Origin of the sequence: Uliginosibacterium sp. H1 (assembly GCF_036017065.1) — a bacterium.
Taxonomy (GTDB): Bacteria; Pseudomonadota; Gammaproteobacteria; order Burkholderiales; family Rhodocyclaceae; genus Uliginosibacterium.
Map to the genome: position 1 here is coordinate 400,352 of NZ_JAYXHR010000003.1, position 25,117 is coordinate 425,468.

The following is a 25,117-nucleotide window of genomic DNA, read 5'->3' on the forward strand; positions in this document are numbered from 1 at the left end:
ACGGGAGAATACGTCATGGGCATGTCAGCCGGGCTGCGCACGGGGCGGCCTATACTGACTCCGGGTTGCGGCGCGGCAAGCGAAGTGAGCCCCGACATGCCGGTGCTGTGCTGCGTGCCGGCCTTCCTGCCATTTCCTGCGAAGGAGTCACCATGCTTTCCGCCTTGCGCTGTCGCCTGACCCTCCTGCTGGCCAGCCTGTCGCTGGCTGCTTGCGTCGTCTACGAACCCGTGCCGGTGCCGGCACAGCCTTCCCAGTACGACAGGGTGTGGAGCGCGGCGGTCGGTGCGCTGCAGGATGCCGGCGTATCGGTGGCGTCGGCCGATCCCGCGTCCGGCCAGATCCGCGGCAGCAGGAACGGCGTGCCCGCGACGGTGGACGTTTCGCGCCAGGCGGATGGCAGCGTGCAGGTGCGCTTCGACTCGAAGGACGCGCAGCTGGCCGAGCTCTTCAAGCAGACCTACGCGCGACGCATGGGCCGCTGAGGGAGAGAGGGCGGAACGAGGGCGGAAGAGGGCTTTCCGTCCCTGCCGCCCCTTCCGTGCTAATCCCTCTCAGGGCAGCAGTTCGGCGACCGGCACCGGACGATCGATGACGAAGCCCTGCGCGTAATGGATGCCCAGCTCGCGCAGCCGGTCCAGTGCGTGGGCGTCCTCCACCTGGATGGCCACGGTCTGCATGCCCAGCGCGAGGGACACGTCGCGCATGTAGCGCAGGGTGGCTTGGCAGATGGGGTCGGTGTCGATGTGGCGGGTGAAGTGGCTGCCGATCTTCAGGTAGTCCACAGGCATGTCGCGCAGATGGCGGAACGGCGACACGCCGTGCCCGAAATCGTCCAGCGCGATGCGCACCCCGAGCTTCAGCATCTCGGTTGCGAAGCGGCAGGTCTCCTCGGGGCGGGCCAGGGCGACACTCTCGGCGAACTCGAAGCACAGGTGGCGGCTTGATTCACCGCCCGCGATGAGGCGGCGGCACAGCCTCTCCAGGAAGCCGCTGTCTGTGACCGACTCCTGGCAGAGGTTGATGCTGACCATCCCGATTCTGTCCGGCCGCGTGGCCCGTCCTTCCAGTTGCTGCAGCACGCGGTCCACCACCCAGTAGTCGATGTGGCCCGCCAGCTTGAAGCGTTCCGCTTCCGGCAGGAACGCGCCGGGTGGAACCAGCGTGCCGTCGCTGTCGCGCAGGCGCAGCAGCACCTCGACACGCGTGCCGGAGTCGTCGGCCCGCAGGGACGTCATGGTCTGCGCGAACAGCTCGAAGTGATCGTTCTCCAGCGCCGACACCAGGCGCAACGACCACGCCTCGCGCTGCTGGATGTCCGCCACGTCGTCGCTGTCGAACCAGGCGTGCACGCGGTTGCGGCCGGTCTGCTTGGCGGTGTAGCAGGCGGCGTCCGCTGCAGCCAGGACGGATTCCGCATCGCTCCAGCGGCCATCCATCGGCACCACGCCGATGCTGCAGCCCACCCGGAAGCGGCGGTCCTCATGCACGAAGCGGTAGTCGTTGATGCGCTCGCACAGCAACCGCGCGTGCCGCTGCGCCTGTTCCAGCGAGCAATGCTCCATGATCAGGCCGAACTCGTCACCACCTAGCCGCGCCAGCATGTCGCGCACGCGCACCGATTGCTGCAGCACCGCCGACAGCTGGCGCAGCAACTCGTCGCCGGCGGCGTGGCCGCAGGTGTCGTTGACGGTCTTGAAGTGGTCGAGGTCGATGAACATCAGCGCGTGCTCGGCCTGCCGCTCCCGGCTGGTCTCCAGCAGGCGGCCGAGACGGCCTTCGAACTCCGAGCGGTTGAACAGCCCGGTCAGGGGATCGTGCGAGGCACGGTAGTTGATGTCGCGCGAGCGCTGCCGCTGCTCGGTGACGTCATGGAACACCAGCACGGCACCGAGCTGCGCGCCACCGGCGGCGCGGATCGGCGCGGCGGAGTCGGCGATGTCGCGCTCGCTGCCGTCGCGCGACACCAGCAGCGTGTGCTCGGAAAGCGCGATCACGCAGTCGTTCTCCAGGCAACGGACCACCGGGTTGGGCAGCATCGTGCGCTTGGTGTCGTGGATGGTGTTGAACACCTCGCGGATGTGCGCACCCTGCGCCTCGGACGCCAGCCAGCCGGTGAGCCGCACCGCCACCGGGTTCATGTAGTCGATGATGCCGCGCGTGTCGGTGGTGATCACCGCGTCGCCGATGGAGTGCAGCGTCACCCGCAGGCGCTCGTGCTGCTCCGCCTCGTGGCGCTGCTTCACGGCCAGCGCGATGACGGTCTGTTCGCGGGCGACAAGGGCCTGCGCGGCAACTTCCGCCAGGCCGGCGAGCTGGCGGCGCTGCTGCGGGTCGAGCTGCCGCGCTGCGTGGTCGATGACGCACAGGGTGCCCATGGCATGCCCGCCGGGCAGGACGATGGGCGCGCCGGCATAGAAGCGGATATGGGGGGCGCCGACGACCAGGGGGTTGAGCGCGAAGCGCGGGTCGTTCGTGGCGTCGGCCACTTCCATGACGCCGCGGCCGAGGATGCTGTGCGCGCAGAAGGCAATGTCGCGGGGCGTCTCGCTGACGCCGGGCAGGCCGGTCGCCGCCTTGAACCACTGGCGCCGTGCGTCGACCAGGCTTACCAGTGCGATCGGTGCGCCGCACAGGTCGGCCGCCAGCCGGGTGATGGCATCGAACACCGGCTCCGGCGCGCTGTCGAGCACCGCCAGCGCCTGCAAGCGTGCCAGCCGCTCCTGCTCGTCCGCCGGAAGTGCTGCGGGTACTGCTCCGTCCATGCTGTCCATGCCGCTGTCCTGCGCCACCGTACCGCCTGTTCCAGCCTCTTCCCCCGGAAATGCCGACGGTTTACTGGTTTGCAACGGTCAACGGCCATTGTCGCGGCACCTGAGTAGGGGGCAGCCCGCAAATTTGTAAGGCAATGTCACGTCTACCGGGCAAGGCGACGCGAGCGTGGCGGACTGTGTCCTGGAAGGTATGGGGTGGATGTCGGCAGGGGTGGGGTGCGGTGGACTGCGGTGCCGGGATCGGCGGCAGCGGGGCGCGGCCGCATCAGGCGGCAGGAAGCAGGCGATCGACCGGCAAGGTGTCACCCGCCAGTGCGCGGCTCCCATGTCGCGGGCCTAAGGCGACGCAGCCCCGGACTGGGGGACTGCCTGGCGCGCTTCGGTTGCGCGCCCGGAATCTTGCCCGGGATCTGGTCAGCGCGCCTTCCCGGCGGCGGAGCGCGCGGGAACGTCGGCGATGCTGGCGAGCGGGTCTTCCTCCCCGGTCTGCGGCGGCGTGTGGTCGCGCGGCGCGGACTTGGCGATGGCTTTGCGCGAGGCTTCACCACGCAGGTCGGTGTCCTGCTTGCCGGTGGCGAGGTCACGGTGGGCCTGGGCGATTTCCGGCTGGATCGGCGCGGCCTGCTGGCGCGTGGTCTGGTCGCGCTCGTGCGGCAGGGGGGGCTGATGCTCGGGCTCTGCCGGCTGCGGCACTGTCTGCGGCGAATTCTTGGCGGGTTTCATGGCACACCCCTCTGTACTGGAGATGATCCAGTGTGGCGGCATGCCGCGGATGCCGCCGCAGGACGGCCGCGCGAGCCGCTGTAGGAATCGCGGAAGGCCGCCGTCCCCTGGCAGATGTGCAGGCGCTCAGGCCGCTGCCCGGCGCGCTTCCGGCGCCTGTGCCGCAGCCAGGTCCTGCTGCGCCACGATCCGCTCGGCGAGGTACAACGCATCCCGCGCGATGCCGGAGAAGCGCCCCGAACCCCAGGTGTGCAGCCAGGGCAGGCCCAGGAAGTACAGGCCGGGCACGTCGGTGACGCCGCGATGGTGGCCGGGGTAGCTGCGCCCGTTGAACACCGGGATGTCGACCCAGGAGAAATCCGGCGTGAAGCCGATGCACCACACGATGGCGGCGATGCCGGCAGCCTGCAGGTCCAGCGTCGTGCGCTCGGCAGCTGGCTGCCACACCGGTTCGTATGTCGAAGCCGGCGGCGCGTCGATGCCGCGCGCGGCGATGAACTTGTCGATGCTCGCGTTGATGCCGTTGTAGATGTCGTCGCCGTGCTGCAGGTTGGCGGCGAGGTCCGGCGCGAACTGCAGCGTGGCACCTTCCAGCCCGTGCAGGCGGCCGTAGAGTTCCATGCCTTCCAGCGCGAAGCGGCGCAGGTCGATGTCCCGCCCGCCGTCGCGGCCGGTCACGTAGTGGTTGGTGTTGTCGCGCACGCCTTCCTTCAGCGGATGCTGCTCCACCGGCATCTCGTAGTAATTCATGTCGGCCAGCCAGTCGACCACGTCCTTGCCGCGGTAGAAGCGCGCGCAGCGTGGCGCGTCGCCGGTGGCGAGGTGCACCTTGCGGCCCGCGAGGTGCAGGTCCTCGGCGATCTGCGCGCCGGACTGGCCGGAACCCACCACCAGCACCGGGCCGTCCGGCAGGCTGGCCGGGTTGCGGTACTGCGCGGAATGCAGCTGCACGATGTGCGCCGGAATGCGCTCCGCCATGCGCGGCACGATGGGCGCATGGTAACCACCGGAGGCCACGACGACCTGCGTGGCGGTGAAGCGCCCGGCACTGGTGTCGGCCGTGAATCCTTCCTCGCCACGCGTCAGGCGCGTGACCGCGACACCTTCGCGCACCGGCGCGGCGACATGCAGCGCGAAGCCGTCCAGGTACCCGATCAGCTCGTCCTTCTTCATGAAGCCGTGCGGCTCGCTGCCCGTGTAGGGGTAGTCGGGCAGGGCGCACTGCCAGTTCGGCGTCACCAGGCAGAAGCTGTCCCAGCGCTGCGAGCGCCAGCTGTGCATCACGCTGTTCTTCTCCAGCACCACATGGCTGAGGCCGCGCTGTTGAAGGTAATAGCTCATCGACAGGCCGGCCTGGCCGCCGCCGATGATGAGGACGTCGAAGTGGGTGGTGTTCATGGTGTGGGTCTCGGTGGGTAGCTTGTGATTGGTGTGCCTGTCAGGGGCGGTCTGTCATGAACCCGAAATGCAACGACACTGAATTCCCGGACGGTCCCCGAGCCCGTCGAGGGGCGCGGGAATGACGGAGTTGGGAGCGTCTGCAGAAGCGCGATGTTGTTTGTCGGCCGTGACCTCCGCACTCGTCATTCCCGCGTAGTGGGTCTCGCAGGCATTCCGGCGAACGCCGGAAGCTCGCAAAGCGGGAATCCAGCGACGTTGTCTTTGCTTTGCAAAGCTGGCGCGCTGCAGGGTTGCTTCGGGAGGCAAGGGCAGCGCACGTAGGTTGGGTTGAGCAACGCGACGCCCGACACGCACCTGGTACCTGCGTCCCTTGATGGCGCGCCGGGTGTTGGGCTTCGCTGCGCTCAACCCAACCTACGCCCCGCGCAACGGACGTTCCTGCGCGAACGGCGCGTGGCGAGGGAAGGTCTATATCTGCGGGGCGCATGGCGTTCAATCGAATCTCACGACCTGCACGCTCGCATCCGGCTGCTGCGCGAATCGCGCCGCTGTGGCCTCCAGTCGCGCCAGTTGGTCCATCGCCGACGAGCAGGCGAAGCCGTACTTGGCGCGCACGCGTTCCGACGCGATGTTCAGCGCCTCGCGGCTGCGCTGCATGAAGTCCGCCAGCGGGTAGTGCTGGCCGGGCGTGAAGTAGTCCTTGATGACCAGCGAGGGCGAGTAGCAGTCGTTCTCGCTGTCGTCCGGCCAGCGGACGCGGAAGTGCATTTCGGGCATGGCGTTCGTTACCTGTGGAGGAATGGTTTTCGTTGGGTGGGTTCGCGAAGCAACCCTCCGACGGACCGTTGCTGTGGCTCCGGTGCGCTGGCTTCGTACCCTTCGGCAAGTTGGCTTCGACCCCTTCGACAGGCTCAGGGACCGCAGCCAACGGCCGTGCGTGATCGAAGCCTCGTGCCCTGAGCTTGTCGAAGGGCGGTCTACGAACTCGTCGGAGGGGTGGGGCGAGCGGGAGTGAGGGAGCGCATCGGAGCGAAGACAACAGCCTCATGCCTGAACCTCCTGGGGAACACGCGCCTCGCCGTTCATCGTCGCGGCACGTTCGAGATGCCCGCGATAGATCTCCACGTGCCGCTGCGCGCTGCGCGACCACGCGTAGCGATCCAGCAGGCCGGCCGCACGCATGCGCAGCGCTTTGCCGCGAGGCGCACCCAGCGCGGCCTGCAGGGCCTGCGCAATGCTGTCCACCGACTGCGGATCGGCCCACTGGCCCAGGCTGTCGTCCAGGTGTTCGGTGAACGGTGCGATGCGCGAGACCACCACCGGCACGCCGCTGGCCAGTGCTTCCAGCACGACCAGGCCGAAGCCTTCGCGCAGGGACGGCATGGCCAGCACGCTGGCGCTGCGGAACACGGCGGGCATGTCGGCGTCCGCCAGCGGACCGGTGAGCAGCACGGCATCCGGTGGCAGTGCGCTGGTGGCGAGTGCCTCGCGGAAGGCGTGTTGATAGTCGTCGTGGTCCAGCAGGCTGGCGCCCCCGGCGATCACGAGACGAGCAGTCGGCACACGTGCACGCAACTGCATGAAGGCCTGCAGCAGCCGCAGGCTGTTCTTGCGAGCCTCGACGCCGCCGACTGACAGCACCACGGCGTCGCCGTCCCGCAGGCCGAGGCGTTGGCGTACTTCAGCGTCGCCGGGCTTTGCCTCTACGCTGAAGCGCACCGCATCCACACCATTGCCGACCTGTTGTGGCTGCACACCGTGGTCGCGCGCCATCGCCTCGCACCACAGGCGGCTGACGCACAGCACCCTGTCGGCCTCCTGCCAGGCGATGCGCTGCCATTGCGCGAGCTGCGGGTCAGCGAAATCGTCCAGGTGATGCACTGTGCGTACGAAGTGCGGAATCACGCCTTGCTGCTTCAGCACCGCCAGTGCGTTGCCGCTGATGCTGTCCTGTGCGTGCAGGATGTCGAAATGCTCCAACTCGCGGTGGGCCAGCAGTGCCGTCAGGTGCGCGACGTAGGCGGCTATGCGCTGCGCGACCATGTCCACCACCGAGGCCGGCGTCGCGCCGATCGGCACTAGCGACACCTCGCAGGGCGTGTCACGGAAGAAGCGCTCGCCGGGCCTTGCGGGCGCCAGCAATGTGACCTGGTGGCCGGCCTCGTGCAGCGCCTGGCCGAGTTCCAGCGTATGCACCACACCGCCGCGTGGGTTGATGGAGTGGGTGAGGAGGGCGATGCGCAGCGAGGGTGTCTCAGGCTGCATCACGCACCTCCGGCCTGCGCTCGCCGATGAAGGAATCCAGCGCGAAATCCCACAGCAGGCACTCCTCGTCGCCCTGCGTCAGCACCACACGCGAGCCTGACAGCACCTCGCCAATGGCGGCGCAGGCGATGTCGCGTGCTGCGAACAATTCACGCACCGCATCCACCTTCTCCGACCGCACGCTCAGTACGAAGCCGAAGCTCGGAAACGCCGTGAGCCAGCGCGTTAGCGGCACGCCGTCGGGGATGGGCAGTGCGTCGAGGTCGATGCATGCGCCGACCTGCGAGCACTCCAGCAACATCATCGCAGTACCGACACAACCGGCCATGCTGATGTCCTTGGCGGCGTCGCACAGGCCGGACTCGGCGAGTTGCGGCAGCAGGGCGAGGTCGTCGCGCAGGCGCTTTGCCGGTGCGTGGCTGGAGGCGTTCCACCACGGGTAGGGTTCCTCGAAGCGGCCGCGCAGGTCTACCGCCATCATCAGCACGTCGCCGTGCTGCGCGTTGAAGCTGGACAGCAGCTTCTGCGCGCGACCGAGGACGGCGACGGCGAGCTGGCCGCGTGCGCTGCGGTTGTTGCTGTGGCCACCGACGATGGGCACGCCGTAAGCAGTGGACGCAGCGGCCATGCCGCGGATGACTTCGGCGGCCGGGTCCATGCCGTCGCTCCACAACGCATTGACCACCGCCAGCGGGCGGCCACCCATCGCGGCGATGTCGCTGATGTTCACCATCACGCCGCTGTAGCCGGCGAACCAGGGCATCTTCGCGACGAAGTCCTCGGTCATGCCCTCGATGGCGAACAGCAGATAGCCGCCCGCGCCATCGGGAATCGCGGCGCAGTCATCGCCCAGTGCCACCGCCTGCGCGGTGTCCTGCAGGCCGCCGGGGAGCGACGCCGCCAGCGCGGCGGCGATGTCGCCGATGTCGCGCTTGTGCTGGAAGCCGCGGCTGTCGCGCAACTGGCTGACGAGTTCGCTGAGCGTGTTCATGGTTGTGCAGATCAACCGTTCAGGCCGCCACGCGCGTGGACGACTGCGTAACGAAGCCGCTCTTCGGGTCGAAGCAGGGCGGGTAGTGCGCGAGGTCCGCCTGCATCAGCGTGTGCGGCCGCCCGAGCAGCGTTTCCTCGGCCAGCGTATCCCAGTGCAGGCGGCGGAACAGCGGTGCGTTCTGGCTCTGCACGTGAGCGAGGAAAGTGCGGCAGCCCAGCGCATGCGCGCTGGTGACTGCCAGGCGGATCAGCGTGGCACCCAGCCGGCCATGCTTGCGGAAGGCCGCATGCACGGCGAGGCGCGAGCCGTACCAGAGGTCTGGTTGCGCCGCCGTCGATTCGTCGTGGATGCGCACGGTGCCGACCACCTGGTCCGGCATGCCGGCGACGCAGGTGAGTGCCACCAGCAGCTGTGCACGATCATCGATGGCATCGCGGTCGTCGCCGACGAAGATGCCTTGCTCCATGCAGAACACCGCGCGGCGCAGCTTGTGTGCCTCGCGCGCCTCCCAGTCCTGGGTCACCCACTTGATGCGGAATTCGGTCGGCATGAAGGCGGACGGCATGAAGGCGGCGGGCGGATGTTCGTCGTCTGGCAGCAGGGCGTCGGCGACGTACAACTTCTCGATGGCTTCGCAGAGCATGGCTATCTCCTCACGCGGCTTCGTAGGTGGATTGCGACGAGCAGGCGCCGCACTTGCCGCAACCGGCCTTGATGTCGGCCGCGCGCAGGCCGCCGCCGGTGACCATCGCGCCCAGCGGTTCCAGCACGCTGCGCATGAACTCTGGCGTGGGGGCAGGGTGGTCCTGCAGCGGCGTGCCGCTGATGGGTACGAAGGGCACCACGAAGGGATAGACGCCGATGGCGACCAGCTTCTCGCACATGGCGAGGATGGCTTCGCGCGTGTCGCCCAGGCCGGCGAGGATGTAGGTGTTCACCTGGCCGCGGCCGAACACCGCCACTGCCGCCTCGAAGGCCTTCATGTAGCGCGCCAGCGACACGGTGGCCTTGCCGGGCATGATGCGGGCGCGCACTTCGGGCGTCACCGCCTCCAGGTGCATGCCCAGGGTGTCGATGCCGCTGGCTTTCATGCGCGCGAACCACTGGTCGTCGTTGGGCGGTTCGCACTGGCCCTGGATCGGCAGGTCCACCGCTGCGCGGATGGCGAAGGCGCTGTCGCACAAAATCTTCGCGCCACGGTCCGACGTTGGCGGCGTGCCGGTGGTGAGCACCATGTGCCTCACGCCGTCCAGCAGCACGGCAGCGCGCGCCACCTCGGCGAGCTGCTCCGGCGTCTTGTGCGGGATGGTGCGCTTGCCAGCCAGCGACTGGCCGATGGCACAGAACTGGCAGGCGCTGTCGCGGTGGTCGTAGCGGATGCAGTGCTGCAGCACCGTGGTGGCCAGCACGTCGCGGCTGTGCAGCGTGGCGATGTGCGAGTACGGAATGCCGTCGAAGGTCTGCAGCGCGTAGAAGCGCGGCTGCTTCGGAAAGGCCACGCTGGCGATCGGAATCGCGTTGCGGGTGATGGTGCTGCGCCCCGACGCGTCCGGCGCGCCGGCCACGAAGGGTGAGTGGCGCGCGCTGCCGGTGTGCACCGGCACCATGATGGTGTGCCCGTCGACCGTCACAGCCTTGTGGTCGGACGGCCCCGCGCCACCACGCCGGCTGGCGGCGCCGGCGTCCGGTTCAAGCAGCCGCAGCCCGTACGACTGCAGCTCCGTCATGAGTTGCTGCGCTGGCAGGGGATTGGTCAGCAGACCGTTCGGGGAGCTGGCTTCCGTGATGTCCAGGGTGGGCGTCGGTGTCATGGCGGGACTCCTGCGTAGTGGCTTCCATCGCGTTCGTTGCGTGCATGGATGCGATGGGCGTGGCGGGGCGGTCGTTGATCAGCAGGCTGAGGAGTTCGGGGCGCGCGTAGTGGCCCACCGAATCCATCATGCGTTTGCGCTTGGTGATGAGGCTCATGTCCAGGTCGGCGATGACCATGCCTTCGCCCTCGCGCAGCGGCGGGGCCAGATGGTTGCCTTCCGGCGACACGATGGCGGTGTTGCAGCCGCCGCGCAGCGCGCGTTGCAGGCCGGTGTCCGGCGTGATGGCGGTGATCTGCTCATCCGTCAGCCAGCCGGTGGCGTTCACCACGAAGCAGCCGGACTCCAGTGCGTGGTGGCGTATCGTCACCTCGATCTGGTCGGCGAACACCTGGCCCACCATCGAGCCGGGAAACTGGCTGCAGTGGATCTCCTCGTGCTGGGTCATCAGCGCGTAGCGGGCCAGCGGGTTGTAGTGCTCCCAGCAGGCCAGCGCGCCCAGCTTGCCGACAGCGGTGCCCACCGCCTTCAACCCGCTGGCGTCACCCTGGCCCCACACCATGCGCTCGTGGTAGGTCGGGGTGATCTTGCGGCGCTTCAGCACCAGCGCGCCGTCGGCGTCGAACACCAGCTGCGTGTTGTACAGGCTGCCGTGGTCGCGCTCGTTCACCCCCAGCACCACCACGACGCCGCGCGCGCGGGCACGCTCGGCCACCGCCTGTGTCACCGGGCCGGGCACGGTGACCGCCAGCTCGTACAGACGCATGTGGTCCGCGCCCATCGCCACCGCCGGCTTCACGAAGGAGAAGTAGGGGTAGTAGGGCACGAAGGTCTCGGGGAAGACCACCAGTTGCGCACCCTGCGCGGCGGCGCGGTCGATCGCGTCGCACACCTTGTCCAGCGTGCCGGTGGCGCTGTCCAGCACCGGGGCGATCTGCACCGCCGCGGCGCGGACCACCCGCGCCGCCGGCTTGATGAAGGGCGTCGTGGGGGCCGACATCTCAGAGCGTCCAGGTGTCGAGGATGAAGGCGTTGTCCTTGCGGTGGAGCAGGATGATGTCCAGCACGTCCAGCGGGTTGATCGGGCGGATGCCTTCGATCAGCGCGCCTTCGCCGTGGCCGTACAACGCCTGCAGCGCGAAGCGGCACGCATACACCTTGCCGCCTTCCTCCATGAACTTGGTGATCTGCTTGTTGAAGTTCTGGTGGCCGGGAAAGGCTTCGTCACCCAGCGTCGGGAAGCCGCGCTGCACGCCCAGCGTGACGCCGGGGCCGTACAGCAGCACGGAGGTCTCGAAGCCCTTGCGTTGCAGGCGGGTGGCCTGCAGCAGGTTTACGAAACCGATGGAGCCTTCGAAGGCCACGGTGTGGAAGGTGACCAGCGCTTTCTCGCCGGGATCGGCCTTCACATCCTCGAAGACCTTCTCTTCGTAATCGACCAGGAAGTCGCCTTTGACGTTGGCGGGTTTGGTGACCTTGGGCATCTCTGTTCTCCGTCTGCGTGTGAGGTGGGCACTGCGGTATCGCGCCGCCAGGCTTTCTGCAGCCCAGCCGGCACGCTTTCCCTTTAGCAGCAGGCATGCCATCAAGTCGGAGATGTGATGCGATCAAGTTGCAATCAAAACGTCTGAGCGGGGTCGCGCGCGATAAAAATTTTTTCGTGCCGACTGATCCACGTCAGAAGCCGCGCCGGCATTACGTGTTTGTCCACCAAATCAATGCACTGCGATGGTGTGGAAGACGGTGCATGCACACCGGATGAGTGCATCGGCGTAGCCAGAAAACGCACCGGAACGGCGCGCGGATCGACTTGATATGCGATCAAATCCGTGATTTGATGCGATCAATCGATCCGACCGACAGGCTTGATCCACCATGCCCCGCAACCTCCAGCACTGGCTCAAACAGCTCGCCGACAGCAACAAGCCGGCTTATCTCCTGATCGCCGACCTGATCGCCGAGGACGTGCGCACCGGCCGCCTTGTGGCCCGTGATCGCCTGCCCACGCTGCGCGAGCTGTCCGCCGAGCTCGGCCTCAACTACACGACGGTGGCGCGCGCCTATGCCGAGGCGCGTAAACGCGGCCTGATCGACGCGCGTGCCGGCATGGGCAGCTTCGTGCGCGGCAGCGCGCCTTCACTGCCGCTGCGTGGCGGCAGTGGTGCAGAGATGACCATGAACCTGCCGCCGGAACCGCAGGACACCGCGCTGCTGGCGCGCCTGCACGAGAGTGCGGCGGTGGCGCTCAACAGTGGCGACTACTACGAGTTGCTGCGCTACCAGGATTTCGGCGGCACGCCGGACGAGCGCGAGGTCGCTGCCGAGTGGTTGCGCCGCTACCTGCCGGACGCCAGCGCTGACCGCCTGCTCATCTGCCCCGGCATCCACAGCGTGCTCACCGCCCTGGTGTCGCAACTCGCGCGGCCGGGCGAGCTGATCTGCGTGGAGTCGCTGACCTATCCCGGCATCAAGGCCATCGCCGCGCAGCTGGGCGTGAAGCTGCACGCGCTGCCGCTGGACGACGACGGCCCCAGCGCCGGCGCCTTCGAGGACGCCTGCAAGCACCTGCAGCCCAAGGCCCTCTACTGCAACCCCACGCTGCTCAACCCCACCACGCTCACCATCTCCCGCGCGCGGCGCGAAGCCCTGGCCGACGTCGCCCTGCGCTACAGCGTGCCGATCATCGAAGACGACGCCTACGTCATGCTGCCGCGCCAGATCGGCAAGCCGCTGGCGCAACTCGCGCCGGAACTCACCTACTACATCAGCGGCTTCTCCAAATGCTTCGGCGCCGGCCTGCGCGCCGCGTACGTGAGCGCCCCCAACGCGCGCCTCGCGCAACGCCTGGCCGGTGCGCTGCGCGCCACCACCGTCATGGCATCCCCCATCACCAATGCCATCGTCACCCAAGCCGTGCGCGACGGCAGCGCCGACGCCATGCTCGACGCCGTGCGCGACGAATCCATCGCCCGCCAGTCCCTCGCCGCCCGCCACCTCGCCGGCCGCGGCTACGAAGCCCAGCCCGAAGGCTTCCACCTGTGGCTACCCGTGGGGGATTCCTGGAGCGTCGTCGAATTCGCGTCCTGGCTACGCACGCAAGGCATCGGCGTCGTCGCGGCCGCGGCGTTCTCGACGGATGGCGATCCGCCAGCCGCCGTGCGCGTCTGCCTCGGCGGACCGGGGACGCGGCTGGAGTGTGATGCGGCGTTGAGGTTGATTGCGGATACGCTGGATCATCCGCGGCATCCGCATGCGACGGTCATGTGACGGATTCATCGTTTGGCCCGAAGGGGCATATTGCCCTGGGAGCAACTGCGGCTGATGCTCTTTTGCAGAAGGAATAGGTGGAAGTGCTGCGACGTAACTGTTCCTCAATCCAAGGAGCTATTAATGGCGACAACTGAAGGTCAAGCGCTTAGGCCTGTGTTCGAGAATGCTGCTGAAGATTCTGGGAGTGCCGAGGGGCCTGGAACTGAGTCCCAGGAGAAGGCTGTAGCCCCTGACCTCTCCGATTTCTCAGAGCTTGTTAGGTTGGGGCGGAGTGGGTCAGAGGAGGAGATTAAGGATGGAGTGCGAAATCACCTAGATCGGTTGGCAGACAGGCATGGTTTGTCGCACTACCACGTTTTGTATCTATTTGATCCAGAGGCTTCAATCTCTTCATATCACTCAAACGAACTTTATGAAGCTGCCGCTTCTGCGGATAGGAAGAAAGACATTCTTCTGGTCGTCCAAAGCTCTGGTGGAAAAATTGAGCCTGCTTATCTAATAAGCAAAACCTGCAAGCGACTTTCGTTGAAAAAATTCGTAGTTGCGGTGCCTAGGCGAGCGAAGTCGGCAGCGACGCTTCTTGCGCTAGGCGCTGATGAAATACATATGGGACTAATGAGCGAGCTCGGCCCCATTGATCCCCAAATCGGAGGTTATCCAGCGCTAGGTCTCACTAATGCGTTGAATAAGGTGGCAGAGCTTTCCGCAAAATTCCCGCGTTCATCTGATATGTGGTCCAAGTATCTTGGAAACAAATTGGATTTGAATGACCTGGGATATTTTGATCGTGTTACCGAGTCCGCTGCTCAGTATGCTGAGCGACTTATACGGGGGAAGACTCTCCCTTCTACGCAAAGTCCAGGTGCCTTGGCTAATCATTTTGTCAATCACTATAAGGATCATGGTTTTGTTATTGATTCTGACGAATGCATTACCCTTCTCGGGCCTGAAATCGTAAAAACGGATACATCGGAGTATTTGTTCTCGAATGAAGTTTACAGGTTTCTCAATCTTGTTGAGATTGTGTTGTCTGCCTTTCACAAGAAACTCTTCGCTATTATTGGAGAGTCGTCAGGAATGAGTATTCGATCAAAAGACCAGGACTGATAATTGTGCTTCCCAGTAGCAAGCGTAGGGCGCAATAACCGAAGGGCATTGCGCCGCATGTAAGCTCTACCTATGCCCGACTACCGACGCGCCTGGCACGCTGGCGGAACCTGGTTCTTCACCGTCAACCTGCTGGAGCGGCACGACAACCATCTGCTTGTCCAGCACGTGAATCTGCTGCGCGAAGTCGTCTCGGCGGTGCGGGCGCGTCACCCTTTCCGCATCCACGGCTGGGTGGTGCTGCCGGAGCATCTGCACTGCGTCATCGAGCTACCACCGGGCGATACGGATTTCGCCAAACGGTGGCGGCTCATCAAGTCGGATTTCTCCAAGGCGCTACCGATCACGGAGTGTCGTTCCGCCGTTCGCCAAAAGCGTGGCGAGCGTGGCATCTGGCGACGGCGTTACTGGGAGCATCTGATCCGCGACGAGCGGGACTACGCGGCGCACATGGATTACGTGCACATCAATCCGGTGAAGCACGGCTTGGTGCAGAGGGTGGCGGACTGGCCGCACTCGACTTTCCATCGGCTGGTCGAGGAGGGCGTTTATGCGGCTGACTGGGCTGGTGGGGCGGAAGGCTTGCTCGGGTATGCTGACTGACGTTCATCCGGCGCAATGCCCTTCGGTTATTGCGCCCTACGAGATGTCCTGAATCCTTATGGAAATAGACAGCGCCTGTCCGTTTTGTGAAATCGTCGCCGGCCGTGCGCCGGCCAGCGTCGTGTATGCGGACGACGTGATCATCGCCTTCACGACCATCCGGCAGACACGGGCGGGTGAGTGTCTGGTCATTCCGAAGGCGCATATAGATCACTTCACCGACATCCCCGATGCGCTGGCAGCGCACATCATGGTAGTGGCACAGAAGCTGGGTCGTCGGATGAGGGAGGCGTTCGATCCATTGCGCGTCGGGATGGTGGTGCATGGCTTCGGGGTGGCACATGCTCATCTCATCGTCGTTCCCCAGCACGATCCAAGCGACATCGTTTCCGGACAGCACGCGTTCCTTGACGATGGTGTCATCCGCTTTGACGGTAACCTCATTCCGCCGACGCAGAGAGATGAGCTGGATGCCATTGCCGCCAGGCTGGCGATTGCTTGACCGGTGCCTTTCCAGTCCCCAGCAGACCCGACATGCCGAAACCCGACGAACAGGTAATCGAACCCGCCAACGCCACCGAATGGCAGTCCTGGCTGGCGCGTCACGCCGGTGAAGCCACCGGCGTCTGGCTGATGATCGCCAAGGCGGGGTCGGGGCAGGTGTCGGTGAGCCTGTCCGACGCGCTGGATGTGGCGCTATGCCATGGCTGGATCGACAGCACGCGGCGTCGCCATGACGATGCGTTCTATCTGCAGCGCTACTCGCCGCGACGTACAAGGAGTCCGTGGTCGAAGCTGAATGTCGACCGGGCGGAGGCTTTGATCGCAGCGGGGCGGATGCAGGCGGCGGGGTTGAGGGAGATCGAGGCGGCGAAAGCGGACGGGCGCTGGGACGCGGCCTATGCGCCGCAGCGGGACTTCAGCGTGCCTGCGGATTTCGAGGAAACGCTCAAACAGAACCCGGCCGCGGCAAAGGCCTTTGCCCGGCTCGACAAGAGCGGGCAGTACGCGGCGATCCTGCCGGTGCTGAAGGCGAGCAGCCCTGAGCAGCGGGTACTCCGCCTGGGCAAGGCGGTGGCTGCGCTCGAAGGAGCGGCGCGGGCGTCCAGCGACTGACTGCTGGCTTGCTGACAGCGTTGGGCGTGTGCGTGGGCCAAAGGCGTCGGGCCTTGCTCGGGTATGCTGACTGACGTTGATCCGGCGCAATGCCCTTCGGTTATTGCGCCCTACGACAGGTGCCCTGCAAATGCCGGTCCATAGCCAGTACCTCGACTACGAAATCTCCACCGACCCTGCACGACTCGACGTCACGGTCATCCACGCCTTCCTGTCGCAGACCTACTGGTCGCCCGGCGTGCCGCGCGCGGTGGTGGAGCGGGCGATCAGCGGGTCGCTGTGCTTCGGGCTGTATCACCAGGGCGAGCAGGTGGGCTTTGCGCGCGTGGTGACGGACAGGGCGACGTTCGCCTACCTGGCGGACGTGTTCGTCCTCGACGCGCATCGCGGCAAGGGGCTGTCGAAGTGGCTGGTGCAGGTGATCGTGGAGCATCCGGACCTGCAGGGCCTGCGACGCTTCCTGCTGGCGACGCGGGACGCGCACGGGTTGTACCGGCAGTTCGGTTTCACGGAGCCGGGCAATCCGAAGGTGTTCATGGAAATCCTGCGGCCGGATGTGTACAAGCAGCAGTCGTCCGGCCGCGACTGAGGACACCGTCGTGGAGCAGCGCATGGAGGTAGTTGCCTGCACTTGCCCGGTCTGCGGCAGGTCGGTACCGCAACTGGCGGTGAGCACCGAGGTGCTCGATGTCGTGGTGAACGCGCTGGAGGCGGGCTCGCCGACGCTCGCGGGGCTGGAGTTGAAGGAGCGGCTGTCATGCCCGGAGGCGGCGGCGCAAGCGTGGGTGTCGCACCTGCTGTCGTGCGTGGCAGCGTGGCCCACGTACGCCGCGGACGAAGATGTGCTGCGCAGCGTGGATGCGGCGTTCGCGGATGTGGCGCGGCCCGAGCACTTCACCAACTTCACGCACTGCGATGAATGCCGCGAGCACGACGACACGTTGCGTGCCCGCACGCGTGACACGCTGCAGCGGCAGGACCTCGGCACTGCGGGCTGGGACCCGATCAGCTTCTGCAGTGCAGAGGGCATTGGCTACTTCTTTCCCACCCTGGCGCGTTTCGCCTTGCTGCCGGCAGTGTGGCGTGACCGGGACTGGTATGCCGACCAGCTGCTGTCGCATCTGGCTTGGGAGGGGGCGGAGAACGGCTTCCGGTCATGGTGCACGCCCGTGCAGCGGCAGGCGGTGGCGGAGCTTCTTCGCCATATGGCGCAGACCCGTGCTGCGATGCTGACCCGCCATGGCTGCGAGGGCGCGCTGGCCGATGCGGTGCGGGTGTGGTGCGACACCAGCGAACAGGCTTGAGCCGTCAGGCTGAAGGGCGGCGTGACGACATGCGCATGTGTGGTTGATGCCCGAGCGACGCGGACAAGGAGTGGCGATGTCCAATCGAATATTCACGATGGCGTTCTCGAAGGTCTATCCGATGTACGTGCAGAAGGCCGAACGCAAGGGCCGCACGCAGGCGGAGGTGGATGAGCTGATCCGCTGGCTGACCGGTTACGACCAGGCGGGGTTGCAGCGACAGATTGAGGCTGATGTCGACTTCGAGACCTTCTTCGCGCAGGCCCCGGCGATGCATCCGAACACCGTGCTGATCAAAGGCGTGGTGTGCGGTGTGCGCGTGGAGGAGGTAGAGGACCCGCTGATGCAGAAGATCCGCTGGCTGGACAAGCTGGTGGATGAACTCGCCAAGGGCAAGGCGATGGAGAAGATCCTGCGGCGATAGTGACTGAGGTGACTGAGGTGACCGAGGTGACCGCGCGGCGGGCTGCTGCGGCTGGGGCGGAACGATGCTGAGGCTGCGCAGTCTTCCGGAGACGTGCTGTCGGGCCGGCCGACAGCAGCAGTGGCCATCGATGGAGTGCGCGCATGCCGAAGAACAGGATGTCCCGTTTCGAGGTCTTCATCGGCACCTGGAACACCTCGGGTGAAGTGCTGGCAACGGAAGCCGGTCCGGCAGGTGTCCTGCGCGCGACCGACACCTATCGCTGGTTGCCGGGAAAGCACTTCATCCTTCATGAGGTCGACGCGCGCTTCGATGACCAGCCGACACGTTCGGTGGAGGTGGTCGGGTACGACCTCGCCACGAAGGGCTACTTTGCCCGGTCGTTCGATGATCAGGGTGTGTCCGGCCTCTATGCTGTGGAACTCAGAGGGCTGCGCTGGCGCATCGACAGCGAATCGATGCGTTTCGACGGCCGCTTCAGCAAGGACGGCGACCGCCTGAGCGGATTATGGGAGTTGAAGGGCGCCAGCGGGCGCTGGCAGCCCTGGATCAGGCTGATGCTGGAACGATCCTGAGCGCGGTTCAGGCCGGCCGCAGGCTGCGTGCCCGCGTGGCCTCGCACACGATGATGCACATCGTCATCCACGTCAGCCCCGACGCGTAGCCGGCCAGCACGTCGCTGGCGAAGTGCACGTGCAGGTAGATGCGCGAGAAGCCGATGGCCATGACCAGCATGCAGGCGGCGCCGAGCAGGGGCGCGCGGGCGCCGGCGGGCAGGGCGCGCAGCAGCAGGTAGCTGAGCATTCCATACACGACCAGCGAGCCGGAGGCGTGGCCGCTGGGGAAGCTCCAGCTGCTGACGCTGACGAGACCATGCTCGAAGGCCGGCCGTTCGCGCTGGAAGAAGTGCTTCAGCAGGCGGATGAGCAGGCCGTTGCCGAGCGTGGCAGCGGTCCAGCAGGCAAGGTCGAGGTAGCGGCGCTTCGCCAGCAGCACGATGCCGACCAGCACGCCGACGCCGACCAGCACCTCCACGTCGCCCAGGTGCGTGAGCGTGGCGAAGAAGCGTTGCCACGCGGGTTCCGCATGCGTGCGCAGCGCCTCGGCCAAGGCGATGTCGAAGCGCGTCAGTTCCTCGTGCTCGCTGATCTCGTCGGCCAGCGACAGGAAGGCGGCGCTGGTGGCGAGCGCGAAAGCGAAGCCCAGTGCCAGCAGCAGCGCGACCTGCGTGGGCGGCAGACGCCAGCGTGGCGCCAGCCAGGACCAGCCGCCGAGCAGGGCGCGCAGCAGGGCATCGCCATGGCGCGACAGGATCAGCGACAGGCCGGCGCCGGTGCATGCCAGCGTCAAGGCGATGGCGGCGAGCGCCAGCGATGCGTGGCGGGCAAGCAGGAGGGCCAGTTCTTCGGGCGTAGGCATGCGCGCAGTATCGCAAGCAGCGACGATGCTGGATGCGGACACACCCGGAATCAGCGCTGTCCTACAAGCCGGGTCGCGTGCTGCGGTGCCGGTCGGGGGGGCTGCCGGAAACCGGCTGCGACAGCCCGCCCTGGCAGGTCGCCGGAGGTGTGAGGGCGCGTTCGGGCAGGGTGATTTCACGGCTGGACTTTCGGGTCAGGGGAGGGGATCGGTCAGGCGTGGATGACGCAGTAATCAGACGGTGCCGACAAGGCGGGGCCGGCCGCAACGGCAAGAATCTGCTTCAAGGCGTGCGTCAAGGGTCCGGCATACGGATACCGGTGCACGACCGGACGCGCGACGCAGTGGCATTCACGCGACTGACGCGACTGCTCAGACCCCCGAAAAAGGAGAATAACCATGACCCTCGGAACCATCCTGCTGATCGTGCTGATCCTGATCCTCATCGGCGCCATTCCCGCCTGGCCGCACAGCTCCAGCTGGGGCTACGGCCCCAGTGGCATCGCCGGCGTGCTGCTGGTCGTCGTGATCGTGCTGCTGTTGCTCGGCCACATATAAGGCCTGTCGCAAGCAGGCCTGCTGCGGAGGCCCGTTGCACGCCATGAAGGCCGGCGTCCCCGTCGAGGGGCGCCGGCCTTTTCCGTTCACGGCGGCGTTCGCACGCTTACGGGGCGGCGCCACGGCTTGCCGTGCCCCGTAAGCGTGCGCGGCCGCCGGTGCGGGTAGCTGGTCGGCGCAGACCAGCGATGAAGGCCGCTAGCAGCAAATCCTTGCCGGCGCTTGATCTGCATCAGATTTCTCCGATTGGCCACACTGCTGGCATGGGCGTTGCTAAAAGAGAAGCGGAGTAGAAGCAGTCAATGGCGTGATCCCTTGCGCCATGGGTCATTGCTCCGGTGGCGTCATCCAGTCCTGGTTGGCGTCGCGTGCTCAACCGAGCGCTTGTGTCTTTGCTGGGGACACAACGGGGGAATGACGATGCTGGATCGGCGGTTTCTGTTTCGTTCAGTTTGCGGCTTGCTGCCGTGTCATTGGTTGTCTCCTGTTGGTTACCCCACTTTGCCGTCCTGCGCCGAAAGGCGCAGGCGGATTGTTTTGCGTGCTTCGCCCACGCTCCACAAACTGGTTCCCAGGAGATCCGACATGCTTCGCCACGCTCGCCCCTCACGTCATTCCCGCTCCGCCGTCGCGTCTCCGCTGCTACGCCTCGCCAGCGCGGCCCTGCTGTCCGTGTCCGCCTTCGGCGCTGCCGCGCAGGACAAGGTCACCTTCCTGACCTCGTGGTATGCGCAGGCCGAACACGGCGGCTTCTACCAGGCGGTCGCCGCCGGCATCTACAAGAAGCACGGGCTGGACGTCACCATCAAGATGGGCGGGCCGCAGGTCAATGGCATGCAGCTGCTGACCGGCGGACAGGCCGACTTCATCATGGGCTACGACATCCAGGCGCTGAACTCGGTGGAGAAGGGACTGCCGGTGGTCACGGTGGCCGCGTCCTTCCAGAAGGACCTGCAGGGCATGATGACCCACGACGACGTGAAGAGCCTGGCGGACCTGAAGAGCAAGACCATCCTGGCCGCCACCTCGGCGCACACCACCTGGTTGCCCTGGCTGAAGGCCAAGTACGGCTACGGCAACGACCAGATCCGCCCCTACACCTTCAACCTGCAACCGTTCTTCACCGACAAGAACGTGGTGCAGCAGGCCTATCCGTCGTCCGAGCCCTTCCAGGCCGCGAAGAACAACGTGCCCGCGAAGTTCTTCCTGTTCGCCGACGACGGCTACCCGCCGTACGGCACCACCATCGTCACGATGCAGAAGCTGGTGGCCGAGAAACCGGACCTCGTCGCGCGTTTCGTGCGTGCGTCCATCGAAGGCTGGAAGAGCTACCTCGCAAACCCTGCGCCGGGTAACGCGCTCATCAAGCAGGACAACCCCAAGATGGAAGACGACCAGATCGCCTTCGGCGTGAAGCGCATGAAGGAACTGAAGGTCTTCGACGGTGGCGATGCCGCCACGATGGGGGCCGGCGTGATGACCGATGCGCGTTGGGAACAGACCTACAAGTTCATGGTGGCGGCCGGCCTGCTGAAGCCGGAGACCGAGTGGAAGAAGGCCTACACCACGCAGTTCGTGAAGGATCTGAAGGTCATGCCCTGATGGCGTGACCGGCAGGTCTGCCGGTTCGAGAGGGCGGGAGCACGGTTCCGTGGAACAGGGAAAAGCCACCGGACTCCGCGGCCCTCTCACCTGATGTACTCCCGCTGTGAACGGGAGCGATGAGGCAGGACGATTGAAGTCGCAGTGCGCAGGCCGGGCTTCGCTTTGCTCGGCCCGGGCCACCCGGTGATCGATCCGCCGACAGCAGTTTGAAGTGCAGTTGCAGTGGCATGAAGTCGCACCCCACCGGTGCGACAGGTGTGCGGAGGATGCAGGGGCGTCCGTCGCGTACCGGCGAAGGCGACCATCCTGGCGCGCCGGCCGACCAACCGACCAAGAACCTTTGAACGGAGGCCGGCCGCCGCGCATGCAGCGCTGCGCCCTCCCCATGGAGCATGCAATGACAAAACGATATTTCGCCCAACCCGCTTCGGCCTTTTCCCGCCTCGCCATCGGCGCCGGCGTCGCGCTGGCCAGCGCCTTCGCCAGCGTTTCCTCCTTCGCGCAGGACAAGGTCACCTTCCTCACGTCCTGGTACGCGCAGGCCGAGCACGGCGGCTACTACCAGGCTGTCGCCAAGGGCATCTACAAGAAGCACGGGCTGGACGTCACCATCAAGATGGGTGGCCCGCAGGTGAACGCGGTGCAACTGCTCGCCGCCGGCCAGGCCGACTTCATGATGGGCAAGGACTTCCAGGTCCTGTCCGGCATCGAGAAGGGCATCCCGATGGTGACGGTGGCCGCGCTCTTCCAGAAGGAAGGGCAGGGCATGGTCACGCATGACGACGTGAAAAGCCTCGCCGACCTGAAGGGCAAGACCATCCTCGTCGCCACCAGCGGCCGCAGCACCTGGTGGCCGTGGCTGAAGTCGAAGTACGGCTTCACCGACGAGCAGTCGCGCCCCTACACCTCCAGCATGCAGCCCTTCTTCGCGGACAAGAACGTCGCGCAGCAGGGCTACCCGACTTCCGAGACCTTCATCGCCGACAAGGCCGGCGTGAAGACGAAGTTCTTCCTGTTCGCCGACGAAGGCTACCCGCCCTACGGCAACACCATCGTCACGTTGACGAAGATGACGAAGGAGAAGCCGGACGTCGTGGCGCGCTTCGTCAAGGCCACCATCGAAGGCTGGCAGAGCTACCTGGCCGATCCGGCCGCCGGCAACGTCCTCATCAAGCAGGACAACCCGAAGATGGAAGACGAGCTGCTGACCTACGCCGTGCGCCGCATGCGCGAGATGAATTTCTTCATGTCCGGCGACGCCGCGAAGTACGGCCCCGGCGTGATGACCGAGGCGCGCTGGAAGGCGACCTTCGACTTCATGGTCGCCACCGGCCAGCTCGGCCCGAACGTGGACTGGAAGCAGGGCTACACCACTGCCTTCCTCAAAGACCTGAAGCCGATGCCCTGATGGCGCACGCACCGTCCCCGCACGGGGACGGTGCGACAGACACGGAGAAACAAAGCATGCTCGTTACCCAACAACCCGTCCTGCGCAAGTTCTGGTACGCCGTCATGGAGATGTCGAAGCTCGACGCCGGCCCCCAGCCCTTCATGCTGCTGGGCGAGAACATCGTGCTGTGGAAGAAGAGCGACGGCACGCCGGCCGCCGCGCGCGACCGCTGCTGCCACCGCACCGCGAAGCTGTCCAAGGGCTATGTGGAAGGCGACAACATCGTCTGCGGCTACCACGGCTGGCAGTACGACTGCAGCGGCGCCTGCGTGAAGATCCCGCAATTCACCAACGAGAAGATTCCGCCCGGCGCACGCATCGACACCTATCGCTGCCAGGAGAAATTCGGCTACGTGTGGGTCGCGCTGGACGAGCCGCTCGTGCCCGTCATGGATACGCCGGAAGAGGGCAATCCCGAGTACCGCCGCATCCACCAGTTCGACGAAGCGTGGAACACCGGTGCGCTGCGCCTGATGGAGAACTCCTTCGACACGGCGCACTTCAGCTTCGTGCACAAGGGCACCTTCGGCCAGTTCGAACAGCCGAAGCCGGAGTTCTTCGACATCCGCGAGACCGACTACGGCTTCGAGGCGGAAACCATCATCACCATCAACAACCCGCCGCAGTCGCACCGCATCACCGGCAGCACCGAGCCGACCACCAAGCGCCACTTCAAGAACCAGTGGCACCTGCCTTTCATGCGGCGCCTGGGCCTGGTGTATCCGAGCGGCATCCACCACACGATCTTCACCTGCGCGACACCGATCGACGACCGCCGCATCCAGATCATCCAGTGGCTGTACCGCAACGACACCGAGGAGCAATGCCCCGCCGCACTGCTCAACGAGTGGGATGTGAAGGTGGTGGCCGAGGACAAGGTGATCCTGGAATCGGTGGACGCCGACGCGCCGGTGGATGTCAGCCGTCTTGCGGAAGAGCACATGAAGAGCGACCGCCCCGGAATCATCATGCGCAAGCGTTTGCTGGCGCTGCTGAAGGAGCACGGCGAGAAAGAGGTTTTCTCGCAGGCGGCGTAGCGCTCCGGCCCGGTCCCTGAGCCTGTCGAAGGGCGCGGGAACGACGAGTCCGATAGTCGCGCGAGCGACGAGAACGAAGCACCTGCGGCGCTCCCTCACCGGAGCGCCGGAACCGACGAAGGCGACCCTCCTGGCACGCCGGTCGGTGGCGCAAAGCTTGCATACGGAAAGCAGGCTCGCGTCGAGCAAGGAGTAGAGAACATGCTGGTCACCCAACAACCCGTGTTGCGCCGTTTCTGGTACGCGCTGATGCGCATGGATGAACTGGACGACGGCCCGAAGCCCTTCACCCTCCTGGGCGAGAAGCTGGTCATCTGGAAGAACGCCGAAGGCCAACCGGCCGCGCTGTACGACCGCTGCTGCCACCGCACCGCGCAACTCTCCAAGGGCTATGTGGAGAACGGCAACATCGTCTGCGGCTACCACGGCTGGACCTACGACTGCAGCGGCGCCTGCGTGAAGATCCCGCAGTTCACCAGCGAGAAGATTCCGCCCGGCGCGAAGGTGGCTGCGGTGCATTGCAAGGAGCGCTATGGCTACGTGTGGGTCGCGCTGGAAGAGCCGCTGCGCGACATCCCGGAATTTCCCGAAGACGGAGCGCCGGGCTACCGCCGCATCTTCCAGTTCCACCAGCACTGGAAGACCAGCCCGGTGCGGATGATGGAGAACAGCTTCGACAATTCGCACTTCAGCTTCGTGCACAAGGCCAACTTCGGCATCTTCGACCAGCCCGCGCCGTCGCCCTACGAATTCCGCGACACCGACTACGGCTTCGAGGCCGAGACGCGCGTGCCGGTGCGCAACCCGGAAGCGAGTTTCGCCATCACCGGCAGCACCGCGCCGATCACCGAGCGCCACCTCATCAACCGCTACTACCTGCCGTTCTGCCGGCGCTTCGGTTGCCATTACTCCGAGAGCGGCATTCACCACATCATCTACAACTGCGCCACGCCCATTGATGACGAGAACATGATCCTGGTGCAGTGGCTGTACCGCAACGACAGCGAGGAAGCCTGCTCCACGCAGAAGCTGATCGACTGGGACGAGGCCATCACCGCCGAGGACCGCGACATTCTGGAGGCGACCGATCCGGACGCCTGCATCGATACCCGCCGCCGCGTGGAATTCCACATGCCCTCGGACAAGCCCGGCCTGATGATCCGCAAGCAGCTGCTGGACCTGCTGCATGCGCATGGCGAAGAAGAGATCCACCGCGGCAACGTGCCTGCCGCGTCCGCCTGAACCCGCCGATGAAC

26 protein-coding genes are annotated in these 25,117 nt (G+C 65.9%); 15 read left to right on the forward strand and 11 right to left on the reverse strand.

The features are described from left to right. Positions 1 to 152: 152 nt before the first annotated feature. Complete coding sequence (locus VVD47_RS18415; RefSeq protein ID WP_327604976.1) at positions 153 to 485, forward strand: hypothetical protein; 333 nt, start codon at positions 153 to 155, stop codon at positions 483 to 485. Positions 486 to 554: 69 nt separating this feature from the next. On the opposite strand, the gene VVD47_RS18420 is transcribed toward VVD47_RS18415, so the two are convergent. From VVD47_RS18420 to VVD47_RS18465, 10 genes are all read right to left on the reverse strand, one after another. After that, entirely contained in the window at positions 555 to 2,774 is a 2,220-nt protein-coding gene (locus VVD47_RS18420; protein ID WP_327604977.1) for an EAL domain-containing protein, read from the reverse strand. A gap of 414 nt (positions 2,775 to 3,188) precedes the next feature. Beyond that, positions 3,189 to 3,497, reverse strand: a complete 309-nt coding sequence (locus tag VVD47_RS18425; RefSeq protein WP_327604978.1) for a hypothetical protein — start codon at positions 3,495 to 3,497, stop codon at positions 3,189 to 3,191. Positions 3,498 to 3,623: 126 nt separating this feature from the next. Next, complete coding sequence (locus VVD47_RS18430) at positions 3,624 to 4,895, reverse strand: MSMEG_0569 family flavin-dependent oxidoreductase (protein ID WP_327604979.1); 1,272 nt, start codon at positions 4,893 to 4,895, stop codon at positions 3,624 to 3,626. Positions 4,896 to 5,390: 495 nt separating this feature from the next. Continuing rightward, a complete protein-coding gene (locus VVD47_RS18435; RefSeq protein WP_327604980.1) occupies positions 5,391 to 5,675 on the reverse strand; it encodes an MSMEG_0570 family nitrogen starvation response protein in 285 nt (94 codons plus the stop codon). 267 nt (positions 5,676 to 5,942) lie between these two features. Next, positions 5,943 to 7,163, reverse strand: coding sequence for an MSMEG_0565 family glycosyltransferase (locus VVD47_RS18440; RefSeq protein WP_327604981.1), 1,221 nt, complete (start codon positions 7,161 to 7,163; stop codon positions 5,943 to 5,945). After that, complete coding sequence (locus VVD47_RS18445) at positions 7,153 to 8,154, reverse strand: sll0787 family AIR synthase-like protein (protein WP_327604982.1); 1,002 nt, start codon at positions 8,152 to 8,154, stop codon at positions 7,153 to 7,155. The genes VVD47_RS18440 and VVD47_RS18445 overlap by 11 nt, the downstream gene beginning before the upstream one ends. Before the next feature lie 19 nt (positions 8,155 to 8,173). Then, entirely contained in the window at positions 8,174 to 8,800 is a 627-nt protein-coding gene (locus tag VVD47_RS18450) for an MSMEG_0567/Sll0786 family nitrogen starvation N-acetyltransferase (protein WP_327604983.1), read from the reverse strand. 10 nt (positions 8,801 to 8,810) lie between these two features. Further along, positions 8,811 to 9,884 carry an MSMEG_0568 family radical SAM protein gene (locus tag VVD47_RS18455; RefSeq protein ID WP_327605129.1) on the reverse strand — a complete coding sequence of 358 codons (1,074 nt, stop codon included), beginning with the start codon at positions 9,882 to 9,884 and terminating at the stop codon, positions 8,811 to 8,813. Next, positions 9,847 to 10,968 (reverse strand): Nit6803 family nitrilase, encoded by a 1,122-nt coding sequence (locus tag VVD47_RS18460; RefSeq protein ID WP_327604984.1) that lies wholly within the window; start codon positions 10,966 to 10,968, stop codon positions 9,847 to 9,849. Before VVD47_RS18460 ends, VVD47_RS18455 begins: the two co-directional genes overlap by 38 nt. 1 nt (position 10,969) lies before the next feature. After that, the gene (locus VVD47_RS18465; protein WP_327604985.1) at positions 10,970 to 11,452 is read right to left on the reverse strand and encodes an MSMEG_0572/Sll0783 family nitrogen starvation response protein; all 483 of its coding nucleotides are present in this window, start codon (positions 11,450 to 11,452) and stop codon (positions 10,970 to 10,972) included. Positions 11,453 to 11,843: 391 nt separating this feature from the next. Between VVD47_RS18465 and VVD47_RS18470 the strand changes: the two genes are divergently transcribed. From VVD47_RS18470 to VVD47_RS18510, 9 genes are all read left to right on the forward strand, one after another. Beyond that, on the forward strand, positions 11,844 to 13,235 hold the full coding sequence (locus VVD47_RS18470) for an aminotransferase-like domain-containing protein (protein WP_327604986.1): 1,392 nt from the start codon (positions 11,844 to 11,846) through the stop codon (positions 13,233 to 13,235). A gap of 123 nt (positions 13,236 to 13,358) precedes the next feature. Further along, positions 13,359 to 14,345: an SDH family Clp fold serine proteinase gene (locus VVD47_RS18475; protein ID WP_327604987.1), complete on the forward strand. Its 987-nt coding sequence runs from the start codon at positions 13,359 to 13,361 to the stop codon at positions 14,343 to 14,345. Between the two features lie 72 nt (positions 14,346 to 14,417). Next, positions 14,418 to 14,948, forward strand: coding sequence for an REP-associated tyrosine transposase (locus VVD47_RS18480; protein WP_327604988.1), 531 nt, complete (start codon positions 14,418 to 14,420; stop codon positions 14,946 to 14,948). Positions 14,949 to 15,006: 58 nt separating this feature from the next. Continuing rightward, positions 15,007 to 15,450, forward strand: coding sequence for an HIT family protein (locus VVD47_RS18485; protein ID WP_327604989.1), 444 nt, complete (start codon positions 15,007 to 15,009; stop codon positions 15,448 to 15,450). Positions 15,451 to 15,482: 32 nt separating this feature from the next. Continuing rightward, the gene (locus tag VVD47_RS18490; protein WP_327604990.1) at positions 15,483 to 16,064 is read left to right on the forward strand and encodes a YdeI/OmpD-associated family protein; all 582 of its coding nucleotides are present in this window, start codon (positions 15,483 to 15,485) and stop codon (positions 16,062 to 16,064) included. 130 nt (positions 16,065 to 16,194) lie between these two features. Then, on the forward strand, positions 16,195 to 16,653 hold the full coding sequence (locus VVD47_RS18495) for a GNAT family N-acetyltransferase (protein ID WP_327604991.1): 459 nt from the start codon (positions 16,195 to 16,197) through the stop codon (positions 16,651 to 16,653). Between the two features lie 79 nt (positions 16,654 to 16,732). Further along, entirely contained in the window at positions 16,733 to 17,368 is a 636-nt protein-coding gene (locus tag VVD47_RS18500) for a hypothetical protein (protein ID WP_327604992.1), read from the forward strand. Positions 17,369 to 17,444: 76 nt separating this feature from the next. Further along, the gene (locus tag VVD47_RS18505; RefSeq protein ID WP_327604993.1) at positions 17,445 to 17,792 is read left to right on the forward strand and encodes a DUF2200 domain-containing protein; all 348 of its coding nucleotides are present in this window, start codon (positions 17,445 to 17,447) and stop codon (positions 17,790 to 17,792) included. A gap of 143 nt (positions 17,793 to 17,935) precedes the next feature. Further along, entirely contained in the window at positions 17,936 to 18,367 is a 432-nt protein-coding gene (locus VVD47_RS18510; protein ID WP_327604994.1) for a DUF1579 family protein, read from the forward strand. A gap of 7 nt (positions 18,368 to 18,374) precedes the next feature. Here VVD47_RS18510 and VVD47_RS18515 read toward each other — a convergent pair whose 3' ends face one another. Further along, positions 18,375 to 19,211, reverse strand: a complete 837-nt coding sequence (locus VVD47_RS18515; RefSeq protein WP_327604995.1) for a phosphatase PAP2 family protein — start codon at positions 19,209 to 19,211, stop codon at positions 18,375 to 18,377. Positions 19,212 to 19,610: 399 nt separating this feature from the next. On the opposite strand from VVD47_RS18515, the gene VVD47_RS18520 reads away from it, so the two are divergent. The 5 genes from VVD47_RS18520 to VVD47_RS18540 all read left to right on the forward strand — a co-directional run bounded on the left by VVD47_RS18520 (position 19,611) and on the right by VVD47_RS18540 (position 25,103). Beyond that, a complete protein-coding gene (locus VVD47_RS18520) occupies positions 19,611 to 19,769 on the forward strand; it encodes a DUF3309 family protein (protein ID WP_327604996.1) in 159 nt (52 codons plus the stop codon). 585 nt (positions 19,770 to 20,354) lie between these two features. Then, positions 20,355 to 21,371, forward strand: a complete 1,017-nt coding sequence (locus VVD47_RS18525) for an ABC transporter substrate-binding protein (protein ID WP_327604997.1) — start codon at positions 20,355 to 20,357, stop codon at positions 21,369 to 21,371. A 400-nt stretch (positions 21,372 to 21,771) separates the two neighbouring features. After that, complete coding sequence (locus VVD47_RS18530) at positions 21,772 to 22,782, forward strand: ABC transporter substrate-binding protein (RefSeq protein ID WP_327604998.1); 1,011 nt, start codon at positions 21,772 to 21,774, stop codon at positions 22,780 to 22,782. A gap of 56 nt (positions 22,783 to 22,838) precedes the next feature. Further along, a complete protein-coding gene (locus tag VVD47_RS18535) occupies positions 22,839 to 23,861 on the forward strand; it encodes an aromatic ring-hydroxylating dioxygenase subunit alpha (RefSeq protein ID WP_327604999.1) in 1,023 nt (340 codons plus the stop codon). Between the two features lie 201 nt (positions 23,862 to 24,062). Continuing rightward, a complete protein-coding gene (locus VVD47_RS18540) occupies positions 24,063 to 25,103 on the forward strand; it encodes an aromatic ring-hydroxylating dioxygenase subunit alpha (RefSeq protein WP_327605000.1) in 1,041 nt (346 codons plus the stop codon). The last annotated feature ends 14 nt before the right edge of the window (positions 25,104 to 25,117 follow it).

What these genes read in the sequence shown, in the direction of transcription:
- VVD47_RS18415 (WP_327604976.1), top strand. Translation starts at nt 153, where the DNA reads ATGCTTTCCGCCTTGCGCTGTCGCCTGACCCTCCTGCTGGCCAGCCTG.
- VVD47_RS18420 (WP_327604977.1), bottom strand. Translation starts at nt 2,774, where the DNA reads ATGGACAGCATGGACGGAGCAGTACCCGCAGCACTTCCGGCGGACGAG.
- VVD47_RS18425 (WP_327604978.1), bottom strand. Translation starts at nt 3,497, where the DNA reads ATGAAACCCGCCAAGAATTCGCCGCAGACAGTGCCGCAGCCGGCAGAG.
- VVD47_RS18430 (WP_327604979.1), bottom strand. Translation starts at nt 4,895, where the DNA reads ATGAACACCACCCACTTCGACGTCCTCATCATCGGCGGCGGCCAGGCC.
- VVD47_RS18435 (WP_327604980.1), bottom strand. Translation starts at nt 5,675, where the DNA reads ATGCCCGAAATGCACTTCCGCGTCCGCTGGCCGGACGACAGCGAGAAC.
- VVD47_RS18440 (WP_327604981.1), bottom strand. Translation starts at nt 7,163, where the DNA reads ATGCAGCCTGAGACACCCTCGCTGCGCATCGCCCTCCTCACCCACTCC.
- VVD47_RS18445 (WP_327604982.1), bottom strand. Translation starts at nt 8,154, where the DNA reads ATGAACACGCTCAGCGAACTCGTCAGCCAGTTGCGCGACAGCCGCGGC.
- VVD47_RS18450 (WP_327604983.1), bottom strand. Translation starts at nt 8,800, where the DNA reads ATGCTCTGCGAAGCCATCGAGAAGTTGTACGTCGCCGACGCCCTGCTG.
- VVD47_RS18455 (WP_327605129.1), bottom strand. Translation starts at nt 9,884, where the DNA reads ATGACGGAGCTGCAGTCGTACGGGCTGCGGCTGCTTGAACCGGACGCC.
- VVD47_RS18460 (WP_327604984.1), bottom strand. Translation starts at nt 10,968, where the DNA reads ATGTCGGCCCCCACGACGCCCTTCATCAAGCCGGCGGCGCGGGTGGTC.
- VVD47_RS18465 (WP_327604985.1), bottom strand. Translation starts at nt 11,452, where the DNA reads ATGCCCAAGGTCACCAAACCCGCCAACGTCAAAGGCGACTTCCTGGTC.
- VVD47_RS18470 (WP_327604986.1), top strand. Translation starts at nt 11,844, where the DNA reads ATGCCCCGCAACCTCCAGCACTGGCTCAAACAGCTCGCCGACAGCAAC.
- VVD47_RS18475 (WP_327604987.1), top strand. Translation starts at nt 13,359, where the DNA reads ATGGCGACAACTGAAGGTCAAGCGCTTAGGCCTGTGTTCGAGAATGCT.
- VVD47_RS18480 (WP_327604988.1), top strand. Translation starts at nt 14,418, where the DNA reads ATGCCCGACTACCGACGCGCCTGGCACGCTGGCGGAACCTGGTTCTTC.
- VVD47_RS18485 (WP_327604989.1), top strand. Translation starts at nt 15,007, where the DNA reads ATGGAAATAGACAGCGCCTGTCCGTTTTGTGAAATCGTCGCCGGCCGT.
- VVD47_RS18490 (WP_327604990.1), top strand. Translation starts at nt 15,483, where the DNA reads ATGCCGAAACCCGACGAACAGGTAATCGAACCCGCCAACGCCACCGAA.
- VVD47_RS18495 (WP_327604991.1), top strand. Translation starts at nt 16,195, where the DNA reads ATGCCGGTCCATAGCCAGTACCTCGACTACGAAATCTCCACCGACCCT.
- VVD47_RS18505 (WP_327604993.1), top strand. Translation starts at nt 17,445, where the DNA reads ATGTCCAATCGAATATTCACGATGGCGTTCTCGAAGGTCTATCCGATG.
- VVD47_RS18510 (WP_327604994.1), top strand. Translation starts at nt 17,936, where the DNA reads ATGCCGAAGAACAGGATGTCCCGTTTCGAGGTCTTCATCGGCACCTGG.
- VVD47_RS18515 (WP_327604995.1), bottom strand. Translation starts at nt 19,211, where the DNA reads ATGCCTACGCCCGAAGAACTGGCCCTCCTGCTTGCCCGCCACGCATCG.
- VVD47_RS18520 (WP_327604996.1), top strand. Translation starts at nt 19,611, where the DNA reads ATGACCCTCGGAACCATCCTGCTGATCGTGCTGATCCTGATCCTCATC.
- VVD47_RS18525 (WP_327604997.1), top strand. Translation starts at nt 20,355, where the DNA reads ATGCTTCGCCACGCTCGCCCCTCACGTCATTCCCGCTCCGCCGTCGCG.
- VVD47_RS18530 (WP_327604998.1), top strand. Translation starts at nt 21,772, where the DNA reads ATGACAAAACGATATTTCGCCCAACCCGCTTCGGCCTTTTCCCGCCTC.
- VVD47_RS18535 (WP_327604999.1), top strand. Translation starts at nt 22,839, where the DNA reads ATGCTCGTTACCCAACAACCCGTCCTGCGCAAGTTCTGGTACGCCGTC.
- VVD47_RS18540 (WP_327605000.1), top strand. Translation starts at nt 24,063, where the DNA reads ATGCTGGTCACCCAACAACCCGTGTTGCGCCGTTTCTGGTACGCGCTG.